We start from the raw sequence: 20,930 nt of genomic DNA, 5'->3' as shown, positions 1-20,930 counted from the left end.
TTCTACCTTATTCCCGTAGGATCTAAATCGCCATATTTTCCTTTTTGCTCACCTTGTAAAATATAATGTACGGCAGCAATATTGTCTTCAACAATCACGATACGGTCGGTCAAATGCATTCCCGGAAAAGGCCCGTCGTAACGCTTAATTCGCGTAACAAAATTGTCTCTTCCCACTAAAATGGCATTGTTTGAATTTACATAAATGTCTTCTGTCACCAATTGTCCGTTTTTGTCGAATTCGCCAGCACTGAAGTTGATGTGGAATTGTGCACCGTTTTTTTGACTAGTTGAGCGTAATCGGATGTTGAGCTGTCTGTTGTTGATGTTGCTTGCTGGTTTTCCGTAGGTTGGTTGCATGCTGCTAAAAGTGAACCTGCCAGGATAGCTGATAAAAGTGATTTTCTCATTTGCTTTTTTTAAAAATTGTATTAGTGGTTTGTTTTTTGTTTGATGTTTGATGTTTTGGGGAAACAAATAATCTTATTATAAATGTTGATTTGTGCAGTGGAAACATTAACGATAGCATGTAGTTTATTGAATAGAAAAGTATATTGGGTTGTGTTCTCATTCTAAGTATCCATTTAGCGTTGATGCAAATCAGGTATATTGAAAGTCATGGGAGCGAATACTCTTTGACGTATTAACCGGGAATTTGCGTCGTTCTTGCAGATAGCTGTTAGCTGATGGTGTACGGTTCTGAAACGCAATATAAGCAAAATAAAGCAATCAATCAACTGCCCTATAGCTCAAAATAAATATTTATTTATCTTGAATCGGCGACGCAACAGGATAGTTACAAAAAGCAGAATTCAGGTGATTCTTAATAGATCCAACAACTATAAACCTACCATTTACATGGCTTATTTTTATTGTCTCAGAAACTTAAGCGTCAAAGAAGTCTCTCAGACGGCAGGTTATAGTTCACCCTCCTATTTTGGAAGAAATTTTCAGAAACATCCCAGTACGACGCCCAATGAGTATCGGCAGCGGGTAAAAAACAACAATTCTCAAATGTAATTCAGGGAAGTTTTACATTTCCAATTCTGCGCCTTTCATTTAGCAATCCACAGGAAGTAAGATGCTAAGATGTTCAGCCGGAATATCATTATTTGTACTCATTCTATTTCAAAAAAATGTAAAGTCTGTGAACTGGTAATGGAACGCTACAGAATTTTGAAAGGCAAAATAAGTAAAGGCTGAACATGATGGTTCAGCCTTTGTGCAACACATGTTAATTTTTTGATTCTAACCTATCACCTCCTCTTTTGTCATTGGTTTTCTTTCGAATATTGAAAGGCAAACGCATCATAGAAAATTCGACCAATACTAACTCTTTACCTAGAGTAAGAAGTGGTTGTTTTTTTCGTATCAAATCCATCACATAGTCATCTAGATAATACTCTGCCGCTGCCAAAAAGAAACATTAATATTATTGCGTAATAATTCGGTTTGAATCATCTCCAGGCGATCCGCTATAATGTCACGAGTATTTCTAAAGACATCCCATCTTATATGAGGAGTTGTTATAAGTTGTTTATATCCCAACTCTACCAACCCCGATATCATTTCCAAGGATGATTTAACACTATCTGAACCATCATCAATTTTTGGAAGAAGATGTGAATGCATATCCACTTTCAATTGAGTAGCATCAAAGCACTTACCATTTTTTCTTTTTCCGAACAGTCCAAACATAAACATGATTTACGAATTAATGTGCCTGCCAATGTATGGCGAAGGGATTATATCAACAAAACAGAAATTAATATGGGGTGGTAAAATTAGCGATTAACAACTTTATAGTGTAATCGATTTTGAGAATGATAATCTTTGTATCAAGATCTTGTACCATCAAAAAAGGTATATGATTACCTCATTCATAAGGACGGACTTCCCTGGTTATCTTTTGCAGCCCTTAAAACTCATTGCTGATCATTTACATTACACACTGTGAAAAGCACGGCATTGAAATAAACTGAGCATCTTACTATCACCCAGTCGCATGGAGAGCGATCTTTTGTCAGACTTACTCATCACACTTATTAACTCGTTTAATTCATTACATTCCGGTTTTTCATTTCACTATAATTGATGGACATAAAAAAACCGCCTCGGAGGCGGTTTAATATCATTAATATCTTATGGCCTCATGAGATGGGGATACTATTAATGACAATAATAATCACAGTAACTGTTTATAGCTATTGATGCATTATTAATCATTGACTGATGTATCAGGTTCATGGGTGAAGTAAAGTTAGAGGGGAAATAAGATAATTATTGAGTCAACCATTTAAATATCCGATTGGCCTACTGATCGGCAGTTTCCTGGCTCATATTTGTACCCGAATCTGAATCAAGATAGTGAGTATGTAAAAAGTGATAGAGAATTTATTTCCTATAATACATGTAGAACATAATTGTATCATAAAAGCGCGGAGATACCTCTGTGGTTTTTAAAGTAAAACTACCTGAGATCTTTACTCCGTCAGGCTACTAACTACCTAATCTAAGCTGAGTTTCACTTTAGAAAGAAGGGCAGTCACTATCATTTCTCTTTTCCGGTTAAGCTTTTCTCAAGACCTGCCATGTTGATATACATGGCAAAAAAATCCTTGTAAATCAATAAAATTACAAGGATTGAAAGAATTTGATTTCTTTAAAAGTCGGGAAGACAGGATTCGAACCTGCGACCCCCTGGTCCCAAACCAGGTGCGCTACCGGCCTGCGCTACTTCCCGTGCTAGCTGCTTTAGCTAATGGGTTGCAAATGTAAAGGAATTTCTTTTAATTATCAAAAAGCCGAAAACATTTTTGTTGCCTTATTTATGCAAAATCACAAAGTTTCTCCTCCTTTTCTATAAGCCTGTTTAATAACGTTACCTGATTAGCTGCCCGTACTAAATTATGCTTGGGATATTTTGCACCGTAGTAAACATCGTTATTGATATAATCTGTCAAAAAGCGTAAAGCTTGCATATAAATCATAAATTTTCCTGAATAGAAAAAATACTCTTTTTCAGTTTCTGTCAACTCACTTTCCATAAAAGTTTTATAGCCTTTCACAATAGCAAAATAAAACTCATCCCTAATTTCGATCTTGCTAAAATCATCTTCCTCTTCACTAACTGGACATAAATAAGTACGCATCATATCCCCAACATCACTTATAAAATATCCTGGCATTACTGTATCAAGGTCAATAACACAAGCACCCAAATTATCTTTATCAAAAAGAACGTTACTGATTTTTGTATCATGATGAGTAACTCTTAATTTAAATTCGTTGCTATTCTTTATTTTATTATAAACATCAACAATAGCTGAATGACTTTTTAGTTGTTTAATAAGATCAGCAACTTCTTGCTGCCGTTCCTCATTTCCTTTTTCAAGCGATTCAAGAAACTGTTTATAACGCAAAGCCAGATCATGAAAATTCGGCAGAGTAATATTCAGCTTAGCTATATCAATCCCCGATAATACTTTAGTAAACTTACCAAACTGCTTGCAGCTTCAAATGCTTGCTCGGGTGTTTGAACAACGTCGATGGTATGGCTATCTTTTACAAATGGGAATACCCTGTAAAAGCCATCTTCCGTTTTCACCATCGATTCGCCTTTCAATGTATAATGGGGCGTAGTAAAGAAGTAATCACTTTTAGTTTCTGCTAAATAGGCTTCTATTTTTTCTATATTATCAGCAATGAGAAACGGATCGACAAATACTTTGTCGTTTACTCTTTGTAGAATATATTTTCCTTTTCCGTTCTTTACCAGGCAAGTGTCATTAATAAGGCCACTTCCAAATTTCTCAACGGTATAGCTACTTTTCTCAAAACCATAGTGGGCAAGCACATTGTGCATAAAATCCATTTTGCAATTTACATTTCGAATAAAGGTAGAATATACTCAGCTTGTAAAATTGCGCAAACGATTGTATAACTTTTTATCAACTATATACAAGCGTTATCGGCACTTCTATCTTTTCGAAAGGGTTATCATTGATTTCACCTGACTGTTTTTTGTCCAGAATATTAATAAGCATATTCATAGCAAGCTGCCCTTGCTGATATGGAAACTGGTCCAAAGACACAGCGGGTGGATGGGCAGCATGTTTGTTAGCTGAAATGTTAGCATAGCTGGCAAAAAGAATATCTTCGTTTACATTAACACCTTTTTGCAGCGCATATTTTACGGCATCCAGATGTACATAGTCGTTAAAACTTATGATAGCATCCGGTGGCTTCTTCAAATTCAACAACTTGTTCAAAGCCATTTGTGTACCTTCTTCAGACAGATCCGTTTTCTCAACCATTTGCATATCTATCTTAAGCTTCTTCTTAGACACACCATCCATATAGCCTTTTAAGCGGTCCTTACTGGCAGCAATTTCATCAGGCCCATTAATAAAGGCTATTCGTTTGCGGCCTTGCCTGAAAAGCCATTCAATCATTTGCTCTGTTCCTTTGTAAACACTACAATATACTTTGCTTGCTTTCTCAAACGGGGGCACCCTATCGAAGTAAACGATAGGAATATTGTATTTATCAAGTGACACCAGGTGATCATATTTATTGGTCTCCTTAGAAAGCGATATAAGCAAGCCATCGATGCGTTGCTTTATCATTGCGTCGATTACGGTTTTCTCTTTTTCAATACTGTCGTGGCTTTGGCCAAATAAAATGGTGTAACCATGCTCCATAGCTACGTCTTCAATACCACTAATGCTTTTCGAAAAAAGTCCTCTGAAATAAGCGGAAGTATTACTCCTATTACAAAACTCTTTTTTTGTTTAAAAAAAATAGCCTTTGGGTTAGGTTCATAATTCAACTCTTTCGCAAGGTTTTGAATAGCTTGTTTTGTTTTTAAGCCAATCCTTGGGTGATCATTTAAAGCTCTTGAAACAGTGGAAACAGAAACATTAAGTCTTTTTGCAATTTCTTTAATAGTAGGGATATCGCTCATAACACAGATGCTTAGAAAAACAACTAAGATGTTTTAAAGGTAGAAAAAAAACGAGGTAACCTTATGTTAACCTCGTATTTTTTCTAAAAGAGCATTTTATCTCCAAAATCTGTTTATAAGAAATGTTATCCCCTCCTTAATTTTTGATCAGTTTACTTTCTATATCTTCCAACGAGGCTCCTTTTGTTTCAGGAACTTTCAGTAATACCCAAACCAGCTGAAGCGCCATCATAAATGCGAAGAATGAAAATATAGGCCATGGATTATCTTTAAAAATACCGCTTTCACTGTCTAAAAAAACAGGAGTTATCAACGTGATAATAGCGGCAAATATCCAGTGAATACTGGCTCCAAAGGACTGTCCTGCTGCACGCGTTTTAGTTGGGAATATTTCAGAGATGAACACCCATATTACTGCGCCCTGCCCAATTGCATGCGAGGCAATAAATAACATAAGAAAGAAAAGTAAAAAAGTAGCTCCAGCACCCGTGTAAAAAGCCCATGCAACCATGGCGAGGCTAATTATGTAACCGACAGAGCCGATTAACAAAAGTGTTTTTCGTCCTAAACGATCTATAAGATACAAACCAACAAATGTAAAAATGAGGTTGGTAAACCCGATAAGAATCGAATTTCCTAAAGAATCTTTAGCAGCTAATCCAGCGCGTTCTAATATTTCCGGAGCATAATATAAAATAAAATTGATCCCGCTCCATTGATTAAAGAAAGCAACAAAAAAGCAAGCCACAAAACAACCCGGTATCTTGAAGTAAAAATTCCTGAACTTTTAGGAGTGCTGTCCTGCTTGTTATCGGACTCCAAAATGGTTGAAATATAAGCATCAGGATCTTCAACACCTAAGCGCAACATAATACGTTTTGCTTCTGCCCTATTATTTTTGACTGAAAGGATCCATCGCGGACTTTCCGGAATACTCAATACCATTATAGTATATAATATGGAAGGAATTGCCATTACACCCAACATCCAGCGCCAATCATTTTGCCCGTCAAAGCCTTGCAAAAAATAGTTGGAGAGAAAAGCTATCAATATTCCAAAAACAATATTGAACTGGTACATTGCTCCTAACCTTCCTCTGGTTTTAGCAGTTGATATCTCTGAAATGTAGGTTGGTGCCGCAACAGAAGATACACCAATGCCAAGACCACCAATAAACCGGAAAAAAGAAAATGTGTAAGGATCCTGCGCTATTGCTGTTCCAATAGCTGAAACAGAAAACAGAACGCCTATCCATAATAATACTTTTTTCCTGCCATACTTTTGAGTGGGAATACCTCCAAAAATCGAACCTATTACTGTTCCCCATAATGCCATTGACATAATAAAAAGACCATGGAACCAGGGCGATGTATTCCATAATTCTTTTATAGGAAGATTGGCGCCGGAAATAACAACGGTATCAAATCCAAAAATAAATCCTGCTAAAGCTGCTATTAAGGAAATGCCGAATAAATTACTTTTCGGTTTACTTTCAACTTCTTCCAATCTTTGTGATTGCATTTTCTATAAGGTTTAAAGGTGCTATAAATCAACACGAGTTCGTCTTATTGCTCGGTGCTTTTAACAAGCGGAATTTTATCAAAAGGCCATTTACCATTTTCAATAGGAAAAGTTTCTAACTTTTGAGGATCTATCACAACATGCTTTACTCTTTTCCTATGCCAGGTATAAACAATATGTACTAAACCATCCGAGCTTTGAATAACCGCCGGATACGAAAACTGCATCTCTGGTTGATCAATGTAATCCAACACCAATGCGGCATCCCATTTTTTTCCATCTTTACTTATAGCAACATTCAGCACTCCTCTCCCTTTATGTCCCATTCCAGCTTGTGTGCGGGTGGAATGATTATATATCAAAAGCTGTCGTCCATCTTTTAACGTTACAGCATCAATTCCCGAATTATTATTAGGAAGCTTACTGGCTTTCATTTCAGACCAATGAAGACCACCATCGGTAGACCAGCTTTCGGCTATATAACCCGCTTCGTCATATCTTGTTCTGGCTAAAAGCTGAATGCTGCCATCAGCATGCGTAAGTAAAGTCGGTTGAATAGCACCAACCTTTTTACCATCGTTAATAGGACCTATAAAACTCCAGCTTTTCCCACCGTCCGTGCTGCGTTCTATATGACAACGCCAGCCATTTTTTTCAGTACTTGATCCGGACAGAATTGTTCCATTATTTAGTTGTATAGGTTTATTCTTAATTGGGCCGACAATATTATTAGTTAAACGTTTTGCTGCGCTCCAGGTTTTTCCACCATCTTGTGATGTTTTAACTTCGCCCCACCAATCTCTGGGATTAGGGCCTACTTTGTAGAAGAGCATTATATCACCATTTTTGGGCTGAAACAGAACCGGGTTCCAGGTAGGTTGCCTGCTTCCATCAGGCTGAACACCATCTGCTATGCTTATTGGTGCAGTCCAATTGCCATCAGCTTTTTTACGGCTGAGTTTGATTTCAACATCAGGATGGCGCTCGCGGGTACCACCAAAAAAGCACATAACAATTCACCATTTTCAATTTCCAAAATGGTTGCTGAATGGCATTGCGGAAAATCGGCTTTTGTATAAACAAACTCTTCTAAAACGATGCCAGCACGATGTGCTTTTGTAACCTTTGCGTTACTAGTCTGTCCTTTTGACAAAAAAATACCAAAGGCAAACATCAAACTCAACACCAATAAGCTTCTTTTTATTTCTTTCATTTGACAACTATATTTGAATCGTATGACAAGAGCAAACATAGTTAATAATACACTTTATAATGCAAAAAATAAAGGTATGATTTCTTGCAAAAACTTATTGAGAAGCTCATTCCTGTTTCAAAAGCGATCATTTATTATAGTCCGGATAAGGATGGCCTTTACCAGTTTCACAAAGAAATTTTAAACTTCTGAAAAACATGGCCCAGTCATAACTACAAGACGCAAACTCAGGTGTGTAATTTGCCCATCCATCATGATGAAACAGTAGCACACAACCTTTTTGATGAGGCTCTAACTCAAAAGTCAATGTAGTATTTATCCAGTCCGGATAGCCTTTCATGCAGATCCATTCCACACGACTATACGGCTTAAGTGCTGTTATCTTCATTTCCTTAAAATAATCTGCTTCAAAACCAAACCTTGCAATACTGTCAACTTCCGGTTTTGCTTTTGTATCCGGAGTCCACCATCCTGCCAACCCCTGTGTGTTGTTAGTGCATTGTAAACTTTTTCTACGGGAGCCTTAATAAGCAACCTGTGAAAAATACTTTTTGTAGAGGTTTGATTAGTTGATTTCTCTGCCTCATTTGAATCGTCATATTTATTATCATCTTTTGGTGTTGCCTTCCCCTCACCATTAAGGATAAGACCTTTTAGACTATCTTGTATATAATGCGTCCATGCATCATGACAAACATTATAACATTCGTATGAGGGTACCAGGCCACGATGTGTAAATACCAAATGTGTCTGGCCATCTTTCTCTGAAATTTCAAAAATGATATCAGTTCCTGTCCACTCACTTTTATCAACTGTAAACTTAAAATAATTATCAACTACATGCCAAGCAACTCTTTTACCCGGCACAAATTCTACCACTTTAATGCTGGCTCGATGCACGTCTTGGTAATGGTAATCAAATTGTGTATTTAGCTTATCTGTTGGGCCTTCTATATTTTCTGACCACCAACCCCGAACATTATTAATGGCATCAAAGACTTGCTGAGCTGTTGCCTTAACTAAAAAGCTTGTTGTAAAATGCTGATTTGTCATAATTAAAATTTTAAAAATTGAATAAAGTGCTGAAACGCTTTAGTCAAAATTATAGATGAATTTTCATGAACACAGGGTGTAAAACAGACTTTACTACGGGTGCATTTGGACAACACTATTTTTTATCTTTGTAAAAGAAAAAATGAAATACTTCTATCAATATTTCATACAAAAAAATAACAGCATAGCTGTATACTTAAAAATACTCGAATGAAACACATTACTATTCTTGTTCCCGATGGCCAAAATAACCTAAGCAGTATAGTAGGCGCGTATAAAATCCTTACAAGAGCGTATGCGCATTGGAAAGAAAAAGGTAATAGAGAAATCTTTAAAATAGAGCTAGCTGGCATTTCAAAAAAGTAGATTTTCATGATGGTTTATTTAGTGTACAACCTCATATTCATATTGACTCAATCGCTAAAACGAACCTTATAATTATCCCATCATTAAATCATAATTATCAAAAAGCGGTCAATAAAAACGAGGCCTTGATTGAATGGATCAAAGATCAATACAAAAACGGGTCAGAGATTGCCAGCATGTGTACCGGTGCTTTTTTGCTTGCTGCAACGGGTTTATTAAATGGCAAATCCTGCTCTACACATTGGGGATTTGCAGATACCTTAAAAAACATGTTTCCAAAAATAAAAGTAGAAGCTGACAGATTGATAACTGATGAAGGCGGAATTTACACTAATGGTGGTGCTTATTCTTTTTTAAACCTGGTACTTTATTTGGTTGAAAAGTATTTTGACAGACAGACTTCTATTTATTGTTCAAAAGTATTTCAGATTGAGATGGACAGGGAACGCCAGTCTGAATTTATCATTTTCAGAGGACAGAAAGAACATCAAGACGAAGTAGTAAAAAAGCACAAACCTACATTGAAAAGAACTTTGATGAGAAGATATCCTTTGAAGAACTTTCAAAAAAGTTGGCTGTGGGAAGAAGGAATTTTGACCGAAGATTTATTAAAGCCACTAACAATACACCGGTCGAATATTTACAAAGAGTCAAAATAGAATCGGCTAAAAAAGCATTTGAAACTACACGCAAACATATAAACGAAGTAATGTATGAAGTAGGTTATTCAGATATAAAAGCCTTTAGAGAAGTCTTTAGAAAAATAACAGGATTGTCCCCGTTGGAATACAAAAATAAACTGCTCTTTAGATGTTGCTCTTTCCCGATTGTATCCAGACACCAATTTATTACTGCTGGTAGATCAATTTAAACTCTTTAAAGACGGCTTGTTCTTCCGGATTACCCAAAAAATGCAGCCCCATTCTTGAACTTCTATCCCATGGTGATAATGCATCAAAAGAAATTTCTTTATTCGGGGTTAGTGTCTGCCATTTATTTGATCCTTGTTTATAGGATACTTGCAAATCCTCACTCACAGCCATTTTTAGCTGTACCGGACCCTGCCTAATTAACGAAGATGCAAGCACTTCGCGTTTACCATCTTTTACATACCAATACTCAATATTATTATTTGTAACACCCAAACCTACAGCCATTTTTACGTCTCCGTATACAGTCAATCCTTTTACAGCATTATTTTCATTTACAACAGTAACCTGCATTTCGTAATACGGCAATGCGGGGCGAAGGGTTAGCGCGATACCGGTTTTATTATCGGCGTTAGTAGTACCAGACAGCAGTAACTTGCCATTATCTTGCTTTACATTTGGAGAGGCATTACGGAAATCCCACTGCCAATGAAGCGCTGGTGTTTTTCCAAAAAAATTATCAGTAACACCTGTTGGATATGAATTACCCGATAACTCCTTGAAAACAGGCCATTGGTTTTTTCCCTCCAGCTGAGTTGGGCTAACATTCCCTGGCGGCCTGTACGAACCATAGAAGCTCGGTTATATGCGTGGTATAAATAATAGTAAGTATCATCAGGTGCTTTTACAAAAGTGCCATGCCCTGTACATTTCCATGCAGCATTACCCTGCAACACAGGATTTTCCGCATACTCTTCATAAGTTCCGTGAATAGTTTTTGATCTTGCGATTCGCACATTATAATCGCACCGCATACCACAGCATGCACCTGCCGAATAGAAAAGGTAATAATAGTCGTCCTTCTTCAAAATACTTTGCCCTTCAATTCCAACACCTTTAGTATCTTTCAAAAGCATGAATGGTTCACCTTCTAATTTTAATCCATCTGCAGATAACTTAGACGATAGCAATTCAATCGGCCTTTTATCTAAGCCATAAGCTTTCCAGCTTATGTAGAGCTGCCCGTTATCATCGAAAACAAAAGCATCGATTGCTTCCTTTCCAGTTTCAATAATAATTCCATGATCCGTAAACTCTTTGTCGGGATATTTTGAGGTGGCGACGCCAATACAGGATATATTATCCGATTTACGCCTTGCCGTATAATAAATAAAATAAGTATTGTTATGATAAAAATATTCCGGCGCCCAAAAAGAAGAAGACGTCCATTCTGGTGCTTTATTGAATAGATAACCAGATTGTTTCCAATTGCGTAAATCGGTTGACGAAAAAATAGGAAAATGTGGTGCCCACTCAGATGATGTACCGATTGCAAAATACTTTTTATCTTGTCTGATTATAGAAGGATCTGGAAAGTCTCCAGGTATAACAGGTGTAATTTTCTGAGCATATACATTACTTGTTAGCAAATACAGGCAACAGACCCAGTTTATCAATTTTTTCATGACGATCATCTTTATTTTTCTTCTTCAAAGAAAAGGAATTTGAATGTAATGTATAACAGTTACAAGTTATTGCATAAAGAGAAATACAAATCATACAATATGGTAGGAAAAATAACCCGATTCAAAACTTGTGCTCCAGAAAATTCTGTAATACTAAAGCATGAGTATGCTTTTCATCTTTTGCGGCATAAATTAGTGTAATAACCGCATGTGCTTTATTGCTTTTAACAAATTCATCTGCGGCTTTATTCACTTTAAGTTCTTTCAAATAATCTTTCTGAAATTCTTTCCAACGTTCCGGCTTATGGCCAAACCATTTGCGCAACGTTGAAGTCGGAGCAATATCTTTTGCCCATTGGTTTATTTGAAGATCTTTCCTGGTTACGCCTCGCGGCCAGAGCCTGTCTATCAATACCCTGTATCCATCATCATTCGAAACATCTGCATAGGCCCGTTTTATTTTAATTGATGGTTTCATGTTTAGATGATTTCAATCTTTACTAATCCTTCTTTATTTCTGATACACCCTTACATAATCTATTTCATATCTGTTGGGGAATGCTGTATTAGTCGGATCTCCACCGTTGTCCCCACCAATAGCTAAATTAAGTAGCAAATAATGAGGTTGTCGAAAAGGATTACTTCCATCCGGATTTTTCAATTCATTTAATGACACTTCGTTTAGCAAGATATCGTCCATATAAAGTTTAATAAAATGTTCATCCCAGTCCATCCGCCAGGTATGAAAAGACTTGTCCCAATCAGGATCATTAAAAGAAGTATATGCTTTTTTTGTTGTAAACCATTTTGCTTTATACCTTTCAGATGTTCCGGTTGCAACATTCGCTAAAATATCGCCTTTATAGTATTCCATTATATCGATTTCTCCATTTGAAGGCCATTCGCCTTTTTGACCTAAAGTCCATATAGCGGGCCATAAGCCTGGCTGGGCAATAATTTTTGCACGTATCTCAAAACGGCCATATTTCCAGGCTTTAGTTTTTCGTGTGTTAACGCTTGCCGAAGTATAGTTGATCTCCTTCCGGCTTTCTCTGTAGTTATTACTCCCTTCTTTATAACCAGGATTGGGTAACTTTTCGCGACGCGCTTCAATGATTAGTTTTCCGTTTTCACACCAGGCATTTTGTTGCTGATACCATTGTAATTCATTATTACGAACAAACCCTTTTTCAAACTGCCATACGGTTGTATCTACTTTGCCTGGTTTATTAAATTCATCCGACCAAACCAATTTATAATTGTCTGTAGATTGTACACTTAAACTAGTATCCCCAACAAAAAATGTCGAAAGTGCAGCAGTAATAGCTATTAATAGCATATACAAATGATTTATGAATTGATAATTGATTACAGTGAAATGCTAATGCCTTTCAATTTCGGGCTTGTAAATGCAATTTTCATATTGCCACTTTTTGTATTCTTTTTTATATAAGCCATAAGGCCTCCGCGAAAAGTTTTTTGTTTATTGTCTGTATAGTCTCCCATATCTCTGTTGTCTCCTGCTTCAAGGCCTAATAAGGTTGCGTTACCTGAAATCGTGCAAGTAATTTCCGATTCAGTATATGTTACCGGCACACCTTTAGCATCCACAATTTGTATAGCAACCTGAGCTATCGCGTCATCGGGAGTTTTAGTATTAGTTATAACCTTTATTGCATAAGGGTTACCGGCTGTTTGAACTATATATTCAGATGAAACTTTATTAGAATCATCTAACCCTACCACTTTTAACTTTCCAGGCTGGTACGGAACATCCCAAAAAATAATACCTGTTTTATCATTATAATTTTTTGTTTCCCCAACTTGTTTATCATTCAGCATCAGCCTTGCTTTAGGAGCATTTGTATAACAAACCACACGAATTACTTGCCCTTCTTTATAGTTCCATGACGACCAGGCATCCATAGACGGCGCTTTATCTTTGATATTATTTTCATTTTCTGTAAGCACATCATCTGTGGGGCTTTTGTCATTTGTAGACAAGGCGTAAGTTCCCAAATACGCCATAGGTTTTTCGCTCCAAAGTGACTGCCTGAAATAGCCACGCGGCTTTATAAAGCCTCTAAAATCCAAAAGGCCTGAATAAAATCCTCTTGATGGCCATTTGCCAGACTCGCCGAGATAATCAATTCCTGTCCATAAAAACTGACCGAAAATATGTTCATTATCCGTTACTGCTTTCCAGGCTTTAAAGTCATGCCGATTTTCACTACCAAAAATAACACGTTTGGGATATTTTTTATGATCAGATATATAGCGGCTTTCCGTATAGTTATAACCAGCAATATCAAGGGCTGCAGGGTATTCTGTTTCGTTGGACATTGCTACGCCGGCAAGGCCTGCAGTTACCGGGCGGGATCGATCATATTGTTTTACAACCGCAGTTAGTTTTTTTGCAATAACTCCCAAGCGCATTGCATCAGGAGCATCTTTTTTATAACCTCCAAATATTTTTTGCGTAAAACCGTTTTCTGAAGATCCATCAAGCACAGGGTGCGAATAAGGGTCATTAGGATAGTCTACTTCGTTTCCGATGCTCCATGCGAATATAGAAATATGATTTCGATCCCGGCGTACCATGTCCGCCATATCTTTCTCACCCCACTCGTCAAAAAAATCATAGGTTCCCTGATAACCAGGTGTGCCAACATTCCAGCCCTCAAGCCATTTTCGTTTTGGAAATTCCCATTCATCAAATGCCTCATTCATAACCAACAATCCCAACTCATCACAAAGCTCATAAAATACAGTTGCTTGTGGATTGTGACTTGTTCTTATAGCATTAACACCAATTTCTTTTAAGTTCAACAAACGCCTACGCCATACTTCCTTGTGCATGGCAGCGCCTAATACGCCGGCATCATGGTGAAGACACACACCTTTCAACTTCATCCATTTATTGTTTAAAGCAAAACCCTTGTCTGGATCAAATGTGAATTTCCTGAACCCAGTACTTGTGGTTTTAGCATCTATCTGCTTTCCATCTTTTAAAATTGTAGTTCTTAACTTATATAATGCAGGATCATGAAGGCTCCATAACACAGGGTCAGCAACTTTCATATCTAAGGATAGTTTGTTAGAACTATTAGCATCAATTATAAGTGTGCCACTGTTCTTCGCTACTATACTGCCTTTCGGGTTGAGCAACTCGTTTATAATTGTAACGTTTTGTTGCTGCGTTTCATTATTGTCAAGCTGAACCTCAACATTCAAAACACCTGAATTCCCATTTATTTCGGGATAAGCATAAACGCCCCATTGTGCAATGTGAACCGGGTTGGCGTATACTAACCAAACATCCCTGTATATTCCGGCACCTGTGTACCAACGGGAATCCGCTGCACGGTGGTGATCTACACGAACGAGAATCTCATTTTCTTTATCAAACTTTATATAAGGTGTAACATCATACATAAAAGAAATGTATCCGTTAGGTCTTTTTCCTAAGGATTGACCATTGATAAACACCTCGCTTCTATTATAAACGCCTTCAAAATAAATATAAACTTTATTATTCTGCTTAGGAATAAGCAGGGACTTTTTATACCAGCCAATACCACCAGGAAGGTAGCCCATACTGCTTGCGTTTTTAGCATCCAACTGCTGTCTTATACTCCAATCATGGGGAAGACCGACCGACTGCCATGGTACACCCTTGGTTGGCTGCAATGAGGTGGTATCCTGTGTTAATGCAAAAGACCAATCATTATTTATTTTCCTTGCATCGCCAAATCCAGGCTGGGCCATAATTTCGTTACACAAAAAAGACACTAATGCACATAGCAGAACAAAACGACTTTTCATAAATATTTTAATGTAGATGAGACTGTTAAACTTTATTTTTTGTTGAAGAAGGGCAAGACATCTTTGTTTGAGGTATAGAAACGTAACGAATACAATACCAAAGCAACAAGATAGAATTTCTTTTAATTTAATTCGATTTTGAAAGAAAATTATTTTAGAAAATCTTTGACATGTATTTTGTCACAAGGTTTAATGCTGGAGTATCCTTTATAAGTTGGCGGTGTTGTAGCATGAGTAGCTATGCGGTTAGATGAAATTTAGGTAGATAATCGCTGGATGTATATTATATCAGCAGAGAAATTTTTATTTCTAATAAGACAAATCAGAAAGAGCTTGCGGGCTTGACGCAATTGTTTTGATACGAGAGTTACATGTATCAATTCTGATAAGCAAGGCGACCCAGCTTACGAAGCATATTACCATGTCCTTTAAGAGCAGAAAAAAAGGACGGATAAGAATAATATGGTATCCCGAACTCCTTAGTTGTAGTTTTAACTATCGGAGCAATATGTTTGTAATGTACATGAGAAATATGTGGGAATAAATGATGTTCAATTTGAAAATTGAGTCCGCCAATTAACCATGAAAAGAATTTACTTTTTGGCGAAAAATTACATGTAGTGGCTAACTGATGTACTAATCGTTCGTGCTCAAGCTTTCCTGCATCGTTCGGCAAAGGATATTCTATGTCTGGCATTACATGTGCCGATTGAAACACAAGAGATATACAAAGCCCAGTCACAAAATGCATACACAAAAATGCCAATATAACGATCCAGGCTGCAAAGGAAGTAAGCAACAAAGGCAATACTAATACATAAGAGAAGTATATCACTTTCCAGAATATGATCTTCAGTAAAATTCTTCTATATTCAGCTTTGTCTTTGATAAGTCCCATTTTATTATACCGATTCAACCTTATAAAATCTTTGGAAGTGATCCAGGATATTGTAGACAACCCATAAAAAAACCAAACATAATAATGCTGGAAGCGATGTAAAAAATTTCTTTTAGCATGTGGCGAAAAGCGCAGAAAAAAGGAGCATTTATATCATCGTCATGTTCTTCAACGTTTGTAAAACTGTGGTGCAAAACATTATGTTGCAACTTCCATACTTCATCACTTGCGCCAATCATGTTCATCGTGTATCCCATTATTTTATTAAGAACCTTGCTGTTGGAATAGGAACCGTGTAAGGCATCGTGCATTATACCCATTCCAATTCCCGCCATTCCAAAGCCACTTAAAATGAACAAAGTAAATAATAAAATAGTACTCTCGATATTTCCAAAGCAAATAAAACCCAAGGGTACAAAATAGAGCAAAAGCATAAATGTTGATTTCAGTATCATGGATTGATTTCCAAACCTGTTTTTACCATTCTGCTTAAGATATTCTGAAACGCGGATTTTTAATGTTGTAGAAAAATCGGCTGGAACTGATTTTTGAAAGGATATCTTTTTAATAAAAAAAAATTAAGTGAAAAAATAAGTTTAATTCTAAGGCATATTTTGCCCTTCTTTTCTAAGAAAGCAGATAACTTATTACAAGGATTGGAAAGTATTAAGGAGTAAATTTGCTTAAACGCGGCTAAATACTTATTGCAATTTGCGACACACTTTAAAAGAGTTTCTGTTGTGATAGAGAACAGAGTTATAAAGGTAGACAATTAAAGTCAGAAAAAGATAGAAAAGAGCCTTCCATGCTCTAATCTTAACAAAACCTGTTTTAAGGATAAATAGGCCCAAACATCATCATTTTAGTTAGATTATATCTTTAGTAAAAAATATCCGGCCAGACTTCCCAGAATAATTATGTATAAAGCATTTACTCTTTTTATAAAAAGAGTAAATGCTAAACAACTTACCAATAAAACAGCACTTTGCCAGGTTTCTATTGCTGGGCCTGCCAAACGAATGCCAACTACTGCAATAATAGAAATTGATGCAGCACTTAACCCATCTAAAAAATACGTAATCGGCTGCTTTTTCTTGCCTTAGAAAGTAAATGATGTAGAAAAAAGGAAATAAAAAAGAAGGCAAAAAAATACCGGTCGTGGCTATAATAGCACCGCTATACCCATTGATAAGAAATCCAGCAAAGGTAGCGCTGGATAATATTGGGCCTGGAGTAATCTGCCCCACTGCGATAGCATCAACTAATTGCTGATGCGTTAGCCAGTGATTTCTGCGAATCAACGACTCTTCCATGTAAGCAAATAAAACATAACCACTTCCGTATAGTACTACTCCTATTTTCAAAAAAATGAAAAATAGCTTCTCATTGGGGAATTTGTTACTTATTTGTAAAAGCAAAGGATAAAATAAGAAGCCACTATAGATGTTGATTTTTCCTTTTGAAGATTGGATCAGGTAATTCAACATTCCAGCACCCAGAATCAGAAGCACCTCGTTATATCCAAGATAAGAACCAATGAACACTATGCAACAGATGAATATTAAAAAGATATTTCCTTTCAAAATATTATTCGATAGCCTTATAACTGTGGCAATGATCAGAGCTGTGGTCGCTGGGCGTAATCCAAATAAAAACGCTTGAACGTTGGGTAATGAAGCATATTTTTTATAAAAAAATCCCAGGCATACGCAAATCAGCATGGCAGGTAAAATATAACAAATACCGGCAACTATTAATCCCAATCGACCACCCCTCTCCTTTCCACAATGCATGACTACCTCTACAGCGTTTGGGCCAGGAATGATATAAGAGGTACTCACTACATCCATAAAATGTTGTTGATCTATCCATTTTCTTCTGTTGACGATTTCGGCTTCGATGGTTGACACCATTCCAGCTATACCGCCAAACCCAATACATCCTAGTTTGAGGCAGCAAACGGCTATCTCCTTTAAGTTATTAGAATTTTGTATTGATTTCATTTTATTCGAAGGATCTATTTAATGCTCAAAATTAGTCCAAGCAAAATTTAATAGGTGTGATATCTCTCTTATTTATAATGAACACCCCACCGAGTTCAATATTAGCTGTTTTTTACTTGAAAAAAGAATATACAGTATAGAAGATAAAATTGTATGCTATTACATACAGCTTTTTCTAAAAAATTGATTATTTTTAAAATCATTATCGTAATATTGCAATATTAATTAAACTCATGGGAGCTACTAAAACCGATCATTTTACCGACCAGCAAAATAAAATTGCAAACATTGCAAAAGCATTAGGGCACCCTGCAAGAATCGCAATTATTGAGTACCTAATGAAAGCGAACGAGTGTATTTGCGGCGATATTGTGAACGAACTTCCATTGGCTCAACCAACGGTTTCTCAACATTTAAAAGAGTTGAAAAATGCTGGCCTCATAAAAGGAAATATTGAAGGAAATTCAATATGCTACTGCATTGACGAAAAAACGATAGAAACCATCAACAAATATTTTTCCAAAGTAATTAACTCCGTTTCCAAAGCAAAATGCTGTTAGCATTTTTTTAAATAGCACTATCGCAATATTGCATTAAAACAATAACCTAAAAGTCAATGAAGTTATCAGACATAAAACAAATATTACCAACATTAGACAATGTTGAATTCCTGTTAGAAAACGGATCATTTGTTCCAGAACATTTTCATGTTACAGAAGTGGGAATCATTACCAAAAATTTTATTGATTGTGGTGGTGTTATCCGAAACGAAAAAATAGTAAATTTTCAATTGTGGAATGCAAACGATTATGAACACCGATTGAAACCGAATAAACTACTCAACATCATTAAACTTTCGGAAGAAAAATTGGGTATCGAAGATTTGGAAATTGAAGTAGAATATCAAAGTGGTACCATTGGCAAATACGATTTAGATTTTAACGGAAAAACATTTTTGCTTAAAAGCAAAGCAACAGCATGCCTGGCTCAAGACGCTTGTGGAGTTCCGACAGAAAAGCAAAAGAAAAACTTAAGCGACTTAAGCGTCAATCAAACCAATATTTGTACACCAGGCGGCGGATGCTGTTAATTACCAAAATAAAACTATGTTTATTACATTATCCCAAACCATCGAACAAGTTTGTAAACAAGAAATTGCCGACGATCGAAAAGAAATTTTAAACCTATTGGCAAATTATATTCAGGAAAAAATAAATGCACACGAAACGATTCGATTAAATTTTATTTGCACGCACAATTCGCGCAGAAGCCATTTATCACAGATATGGGCACAAACGATGGCATTCCATTTTGGAATAAAAATATTTTCTGTTATTCGGGCGGAACAGAAGCCACAGCTATGTTTCCGAAAGTAGCTGAAACGCTGACGGCTCAAGGCCTTCAAATTGAAAAACTAAGCGAAGCAAACAATCCGGTTTATGCCATAAAGTATGACACCAACGAAGCGGCAGTTATTTGTTTTTCTAAAAATATAATGACAAGTTCAATCCAAAAGAATCGTTTGGCGCAATTATGACCTGCGACAACGCTGATGAAGGGTGTCCTATAATAATTGGCGCAGAAGCCAGGTTTCCGATTAAATATGAAGATCCAAAAAAATCAGACGGAACTAGCGAGCAATCTAAAGTTTATGCAGAAAGAAGCTTGCAAATTGGCTCCGAAATGTTTTATGTTTTTTCACAAATCACTCTTTAACAATGCAGCCCAAACTCAGGTTTATCGACCGTTACCTTACGCTTTGGATATTCCTGGCAATGTTTCTAGGTGTTGGTTTAGGATATTTGTTCCCGAATATTTCAAACCTAACCCATTCACTAACTGTTGGCACAACCAATATTCCCTTAGCCATTGGGTTAATCTTGATGATGTATCCGCCTTTGGCAAAGGTCGATTATTCCTTATTACCATCAGCATTCAAAGATAAAAAAGTAATCAGTATATCCTTATTGTTGAACTGGATCATCGGGCCCATTTTGATGTTTGCCTTAGCCGTTCTTTTTTAAGAAACGAGCCGGATTACATGATAGGCTTGATTTTGATAGGATTGGCAAGATGCATCGCAATGGTTATTGTGTGGAATGATTTGGCAAAAGGCAACCGGGAGTATGCGGCTTTGCTGGTTGCATTGAATAGTATTTTTCAGATAGCTACATACACTTTTTTAGTTTGGTTGTTCATTAACGTATTACCTAACAAATTAGGATTGGCCAATTTTGATGTAAGCGTACCAATGAAAGATGTTACAGAAAGTATATTGATATACTTAGGCGTTCCATTTTTAGCCGGTTTTATTAGCCGTTATTTACTTATAAAATTAAAAGGCATTGAATGGTACGCCAGAAAATTTATTCCGAAAATTTCACCCATTACTTTGTACGCCTTATTATTTACAATCGTACTCATGTTTAGCCTAAAAGGTGATGTACTTGTAGCATTGCCAATGGATATATTAAAAGTAGCCGCGCCGTTAATCATCTATTTTGTACTGATGTTTTTTGTAAGCTTTTTTATCAATAAATCTTTAAAAATGCCTTACGCTAAAAATGCCTCAATTGCCTTTACAGCCACAGGAAACAATTTTGAATTAGCAATAGCCGTATCCATATCGATTTTCGGAATTCATTCGCCGCAGGCATTTGTGGGTGTAATCGGGCCTTTGGTGGAAGTTCCGGTATTAGTACTTTTGGTAAAAGCAAGTTTGTGGATGAAAAAGAAATATTATGCTTAAGT

26 protein-coding genes, 1 tRNA gene and 2 pseudogenes are annotated in these 20,930 nt (G+C 36.5%); 8 read left to right on the top strand and 21 right to left on the bottom strand.

Annotated features, from left to right (window positions below):
* Window positions 1-2: 2 nt before the first annotated feature.
* A complete protein-coding gene (locus MKP09_RS13730; protein ID WP_240830557.1) occupies window positions 3-476 on the bottom strand; it encodes a nuclear transport factor 2 family protein in 474 nt (157 codons plus the stop codon).
* Between the two features lie 381 nt (window positions 477-857).
* Between MKP09_RS13730 and MKP09_RS28140 the strand changes: the two genes are divergently transcribed.
* Entirely contained in the window at window positions 858-1,019 is a 162-nt protein-coding gene (locus tag MKP09_RS28140; protein ID WP_394801075.1) for a helix-turn-helix domain-containing protein, read from the top strand.
* Between the two features lie 372 nt (window positions 1,020-1,391).
* Here the strand turns inward: MKP09_RS28140 and MKP09_RS13725 are convergent, their stop codons facing one another.
* The 12 genes from MKP09_RS13725 to MKP09_RS13670 form a co-directional block, all read right to left on the bottom strand.
* Complete coding sequence (locus MKP09_RS13725; protein WP_240830556.1) at window positions 1,392-1,697, bottom strand: CpsB/CapC family capsule biosynthesis tyrosine phosphatase; 306 nt, start codon at window positions 1,695-1,697, stop codon at window positions 1,392-1,394.
* 971 nt (window positions 1,698-2,668) lie between these two features.
* A tRNA-Pro gene (locus tag MKP09_RS13720) sits at window positions 2,669-2,742 on the bottom strand.
* 85 nt (window positions 2,743-2,827) lie between these two features.
* On the bottom strand, window positions 2,828-3,445 hold the full coding sequence (locus MKP09_RS13715) for a phosphotransferase enzyme family protein (RefSeq protein WP_394801074.1): 618 nt from the start codon (window positions 3,443-3,445) through the stop codon (window positions 2,828-2,830).
* A 17-nt stretch (window positions 3,446-3,462) separates the two neighbouring features.
* Window positions 3,463-3,864, bottom strand: coding sequence for an aminoglycoside phosphotransferase/kinase family protein (locus MKP09_RS13710; protein ID WP_240830554.1), 402 nt, complete (start codon window positions 3,862-3,864; stop codon window positions 3,463-3,465).
* 85 nt (window positions 3,865-3,949) lie between these two features.
* Complete coding sequence (locus tag MKP09_RS13705; protein ID WP_240830553.1) at window positions 3,950-4,702, bottom strand: substrate-binding domain-containing protein; 753 nt, start codon at window positions 4,700-4,702, stop codon at window positions 3,950-3,952.
* A 2-nt stretch (window positions 4,703-4,704) separates the two neighbouring features.
* A complete protein-coding gene (locus MKP09_RS13700; protein ID WP_240830552.1) occupies window positions 4,705-4,965 on the bottom strand; it encodes a LacI family DNA-binding transcriptional regulator in 261 nt (86 codons plus the stop codon).
* 136 nt (window positions 4,966-5,101) lie between these two features.
* Window positions 5,102-5,713, bottom strand: a complete 612-nt coding sequence (locus MKP09_RS13695) for an MFS transporter (RefSeq protein WP_317235323.1) — start codon at window positions 5,711-5,713, stop codon at window positions 5,102-5,104.
* Window positions 5,635-6,486 (bottom strand): MFS transporter, encoded by an 852-nt coding sequence (locus MKP09_RS13690; protein ID WP_240830550.1) that lies wholly within the window; start codon window positions 6,484-6,486, stop codon window positions 5,635-5,637. Before MKP09_RS13690 ends, MKP09_RS13695 begins: the two co-directional genes overlap by 79 nt.
* Before the next feature lie 44 nt (window positions 6,487-6,530).
* Entirely contained in the window at window positions 6,531-7,496 is a 966-nt protein-coding gene (locus tag MKP09_RS13685) for a sialidase family protein (RefSeq protein ID WP_240830549.1), read from the bottom strand.
* Window positions 7,403-7,699: a hypothetical protein gene (locus MKP09_RS13680; RefSeq protein WP_240830548.1), complete on the bottom strand. Its 297-nt coding sequence runs from the start codon at window positions 7,697-7,699 to the stop codon at window positions 7,403-7,405. Before MKP09_RS13680 ends, MKP09_RS13685 begins: the two co-directional genes overlap by 94 nt.
* Before the next feature lie 127 nt (window positions 7,700-7,826).
* Window positions 7,827-8,177, bottom strand: a complete 351-nt coding sequence (locus tag MKP09_RS13675; protein ID WP_240830547.1) for an SRPBCC family protein — start codon at window positions 8,175-8,177, stop codon at window positions 7,827-7,829.
* Window positions 8,084-8,752 carry an SRPBCC family protein gene (locus tag MKP09_RS13670; protein WP_240830546.1) on the bottom strand — a complete coding sequence of 223 codons (669 nt, stop codon included), beginning with the start codon at window positions 8,750-8,752 and terminating at the stop codon, window positions 8,084-8,086. Before MKP09_RS13670 ends, MKP09_RS13675 begins: the two co-directional genes overlap by 94 nt.
* A 210-nt stretch (window positions 8,753-8,962) precedes the next feature.
* Between MKP09_RS13670 and MKP09_RS13665 the strand changes: the two genes are divergently transcribed.
* The 3 genes from MKP09_RS13665 to MKP09_RS13655 are packed head-to-tail and all read left to right on the top strand — an operon-like array spanning window position 8,963 to window position 9,989.
* Window positions 8,963-9,118: a hypothetical protein gene (locus tag MKP09_RS13665; protein WP_240830545.1), complete on the top strand. Its 156-nt coding sequence runs from the start codon at window positions 8,963-8,965 to the stop codon at window positions 9,116-9,118.
* A 35-nt stretch (window positions 9,119-9,153) separates the two neighbouring features.
* A complete protein-coding gene (locus MKP09_RS13660; protein ID WP_317235350.1) occupies window positions 9,154-9,777 on the top strand; it encodes a GlxA family transcriptional regulator in 624 nt (207 codons plus the stop codon).
* Window positions 9,696-9,989 carry a helix-turn-helix domain-containing protein gene (locus tag MKP09_RS13655; RefSeq protein WP_240830544.1) on the top strand — a complete coding sequence of 98 codons (294 nt, stop codon included), beginning with the start codon at window positions 9,696-9,698 and terminating at the stop codon, window positions 9,987-9,989. Before MKP09_RS13660 ends, MKP09_RS13655 begins: the two co-directional genes overlap by 82 nt.
* Here the strand turns inward: MKP09_RS13655 and MKP09_RS13650 are convergent.
* From MKP09_RS13650 to chrA, 8 genes and pseudogenes are all read right to left on the bottom strand, one after another.
* Window positions 9,967-10,578, bottom strand: coding sequence for a beta-xylosidase family glycoside hydrolase (locus tag MKP09_RS13650; RefSeq protein ID WP_240830703.1), 612 nt, complete (start codon window positions 10,576-10,578; stop codon window positions 9,967-9,969). The two genes, MKP09_RS13655 and MKP09_RS13650, sit on opposite strands and share 23 nt — an antisense overlap.
* 50 nt (window positions 10,579-10,628) lie before the next feature.
* Window positions 10,629-11,453 (bottom strand): annotated as a pseudogene (locus MKP09_RS13645) (glycoside hydrolase family 43 protein); the annotation flags it as partial.
* Between the two features lie 121 nt (window positions 11,454-11,574).
* Window positions 11,575-11,931 carry a DUF488 domain-containing protein gene (locus MKP09_RS13640; protein ID WP_240830543.1) on the bottom strand — a complete coding sequence of 119 codons (357 nt, stop codon included), beginning with the start codon at window positions 11,929-11,931 and terminating at the stop codon, window positions 11,575-11,577.
* 33 nt (window positions 11,932-11,964) lie between these two features.
* Window positions 11,965-12,792, bottom strand: coding sequence for a glycoside hydrolase family 16 protein (locus MKP09_RS13635; RefSeq protein WP_240830542.1), 828 nt, complete (start codon window positions 12,790-12,792; stop codon window positions 11,965-11,967).
* Between the two features lie 29 nt (window positions 12,793-12,821).
* Window positions 12,822-15,221 carry a glycoside hydrolase family 2 TIM barrel-domain containing protein gene (locus MKP09_RS13630; RefSeq protein WP_240830541.1) on the bottom strand — a complete coding sequence of 800 codons (2,400 nt, stop codon included), beginning with the start codon at window positions 15,219-15,221 and terminating at the stop codon, window positions 12,822-12,824.
* 433 nt (window positions 15,222-15,654) lie between these two features.
* Complete coding sequence (locus tag MKP09_RS13625; protein ID WP_262915368.1) at window positions 15,655-16,236, bottom strand: fatty acid desaturase family protein; 582 nt, start codon at window positions 16,234-16,236, stop codon at window positions 15,655-15,657.
* Window positions 16,197-16,610 (bottom strand): fatty acid desaturase family protein, encoded by a 414-nt coding sequence (locus tag MKP09_RS26200; protein WP_262915367.1) that lies wholly within the window; start codon window positions 16,608-16,610, stop codon window positions 16,197-16,199. Before MKP09_RS26200 ends, MKP09_RS13625 begins: the two co-directional genes overlap by 40 nt.
* Before the next feature lie 432 nt (window positions 16,611-17,042).
* Window positions 17,043-18,179, bottom strand: a complete 1,137-nt coding sequence (gene chrA / locus MKP09_RS13620; protein WP_240830540.1) for a chromate efflux transporter — start codon at window positions 18,177-18,179, stop codon at window positions 17,043-17,045.
* Window positions 18,180-18,412: 233 nt separating this feature from the next.
* On the opposite strand from chrA, the gene MKP09_RS13615 reads away from it, so the two are divergent.
* The 4 genes and pseudogenes from MKP09_RS13615 to arsB all read left to right on the top strand — a co-directional run bounded on the left by MKP09_RS13615 (window position 18,413) and on the right by arsB (window position 20,928).
* The gene (locus MKP09_RS13615) at window positions 18,413-18,739 is read left to right on the top strand and encodes an ArsR/SmtB family transcription factor (protein WP_240830539.1); all 327 of its coding nucleotides are present in this window, start codon (window positions 18,413-18,415) and stop codon (window positions 18,737-18,739) included.
* Between the two features lie 56 nt (window positions 18,740-18,795).
* A complete protein-coding gene (locus tag MKP09_RS13610; protein WP_240830538.1) occupies window positions 18,796-19,269 on the top strand; it encodes a DUF6428 family protein in 474 nt (157 codons plus the stop codon).
* A gap of 156 nt (window positions 19,270-19,425) precedes the next feature.
* Window positions 19,426-19,716 carry a hypothetical protein gene (locus MKP09_RS13605; RefSeq protein WP_240830537.1) on the top strand — a complete coding sequence of 97 codons (291 nt, stop codon included), beginning with the start codon at window positions 19,426-19,428 and terminating at the stop codon, window positions 19,714-19,716.
* A 181-nt stretch (window positions 19,717-19,897) separates the two neighbouring features.
* Window positions 19,898-20,928: pseudogene (gene arsB / locus MKP09_RS13600) on the top strand (ACR3 family arsenite efflux transporter).
* Window positions 20,929-20,930 lie beyond the last annotated feature (2 nt).

The sequence above is a fragment of the Paraniabella ginsengisoli genome, from assembly GCF_022513635.1.
Taxonomy (GTDB): domain Bacteria; phylum Bacteroidota; class Bacteroidia; order Chitinophagales; family Chitinophagaceae; genus Niabella; species Niabella ginsengisoli.
The sequence above is the reverse complement of the archived record's forward strand: the minus strand, read 5'-3'. Positions and strand labels throughout refer to the sequence as shown.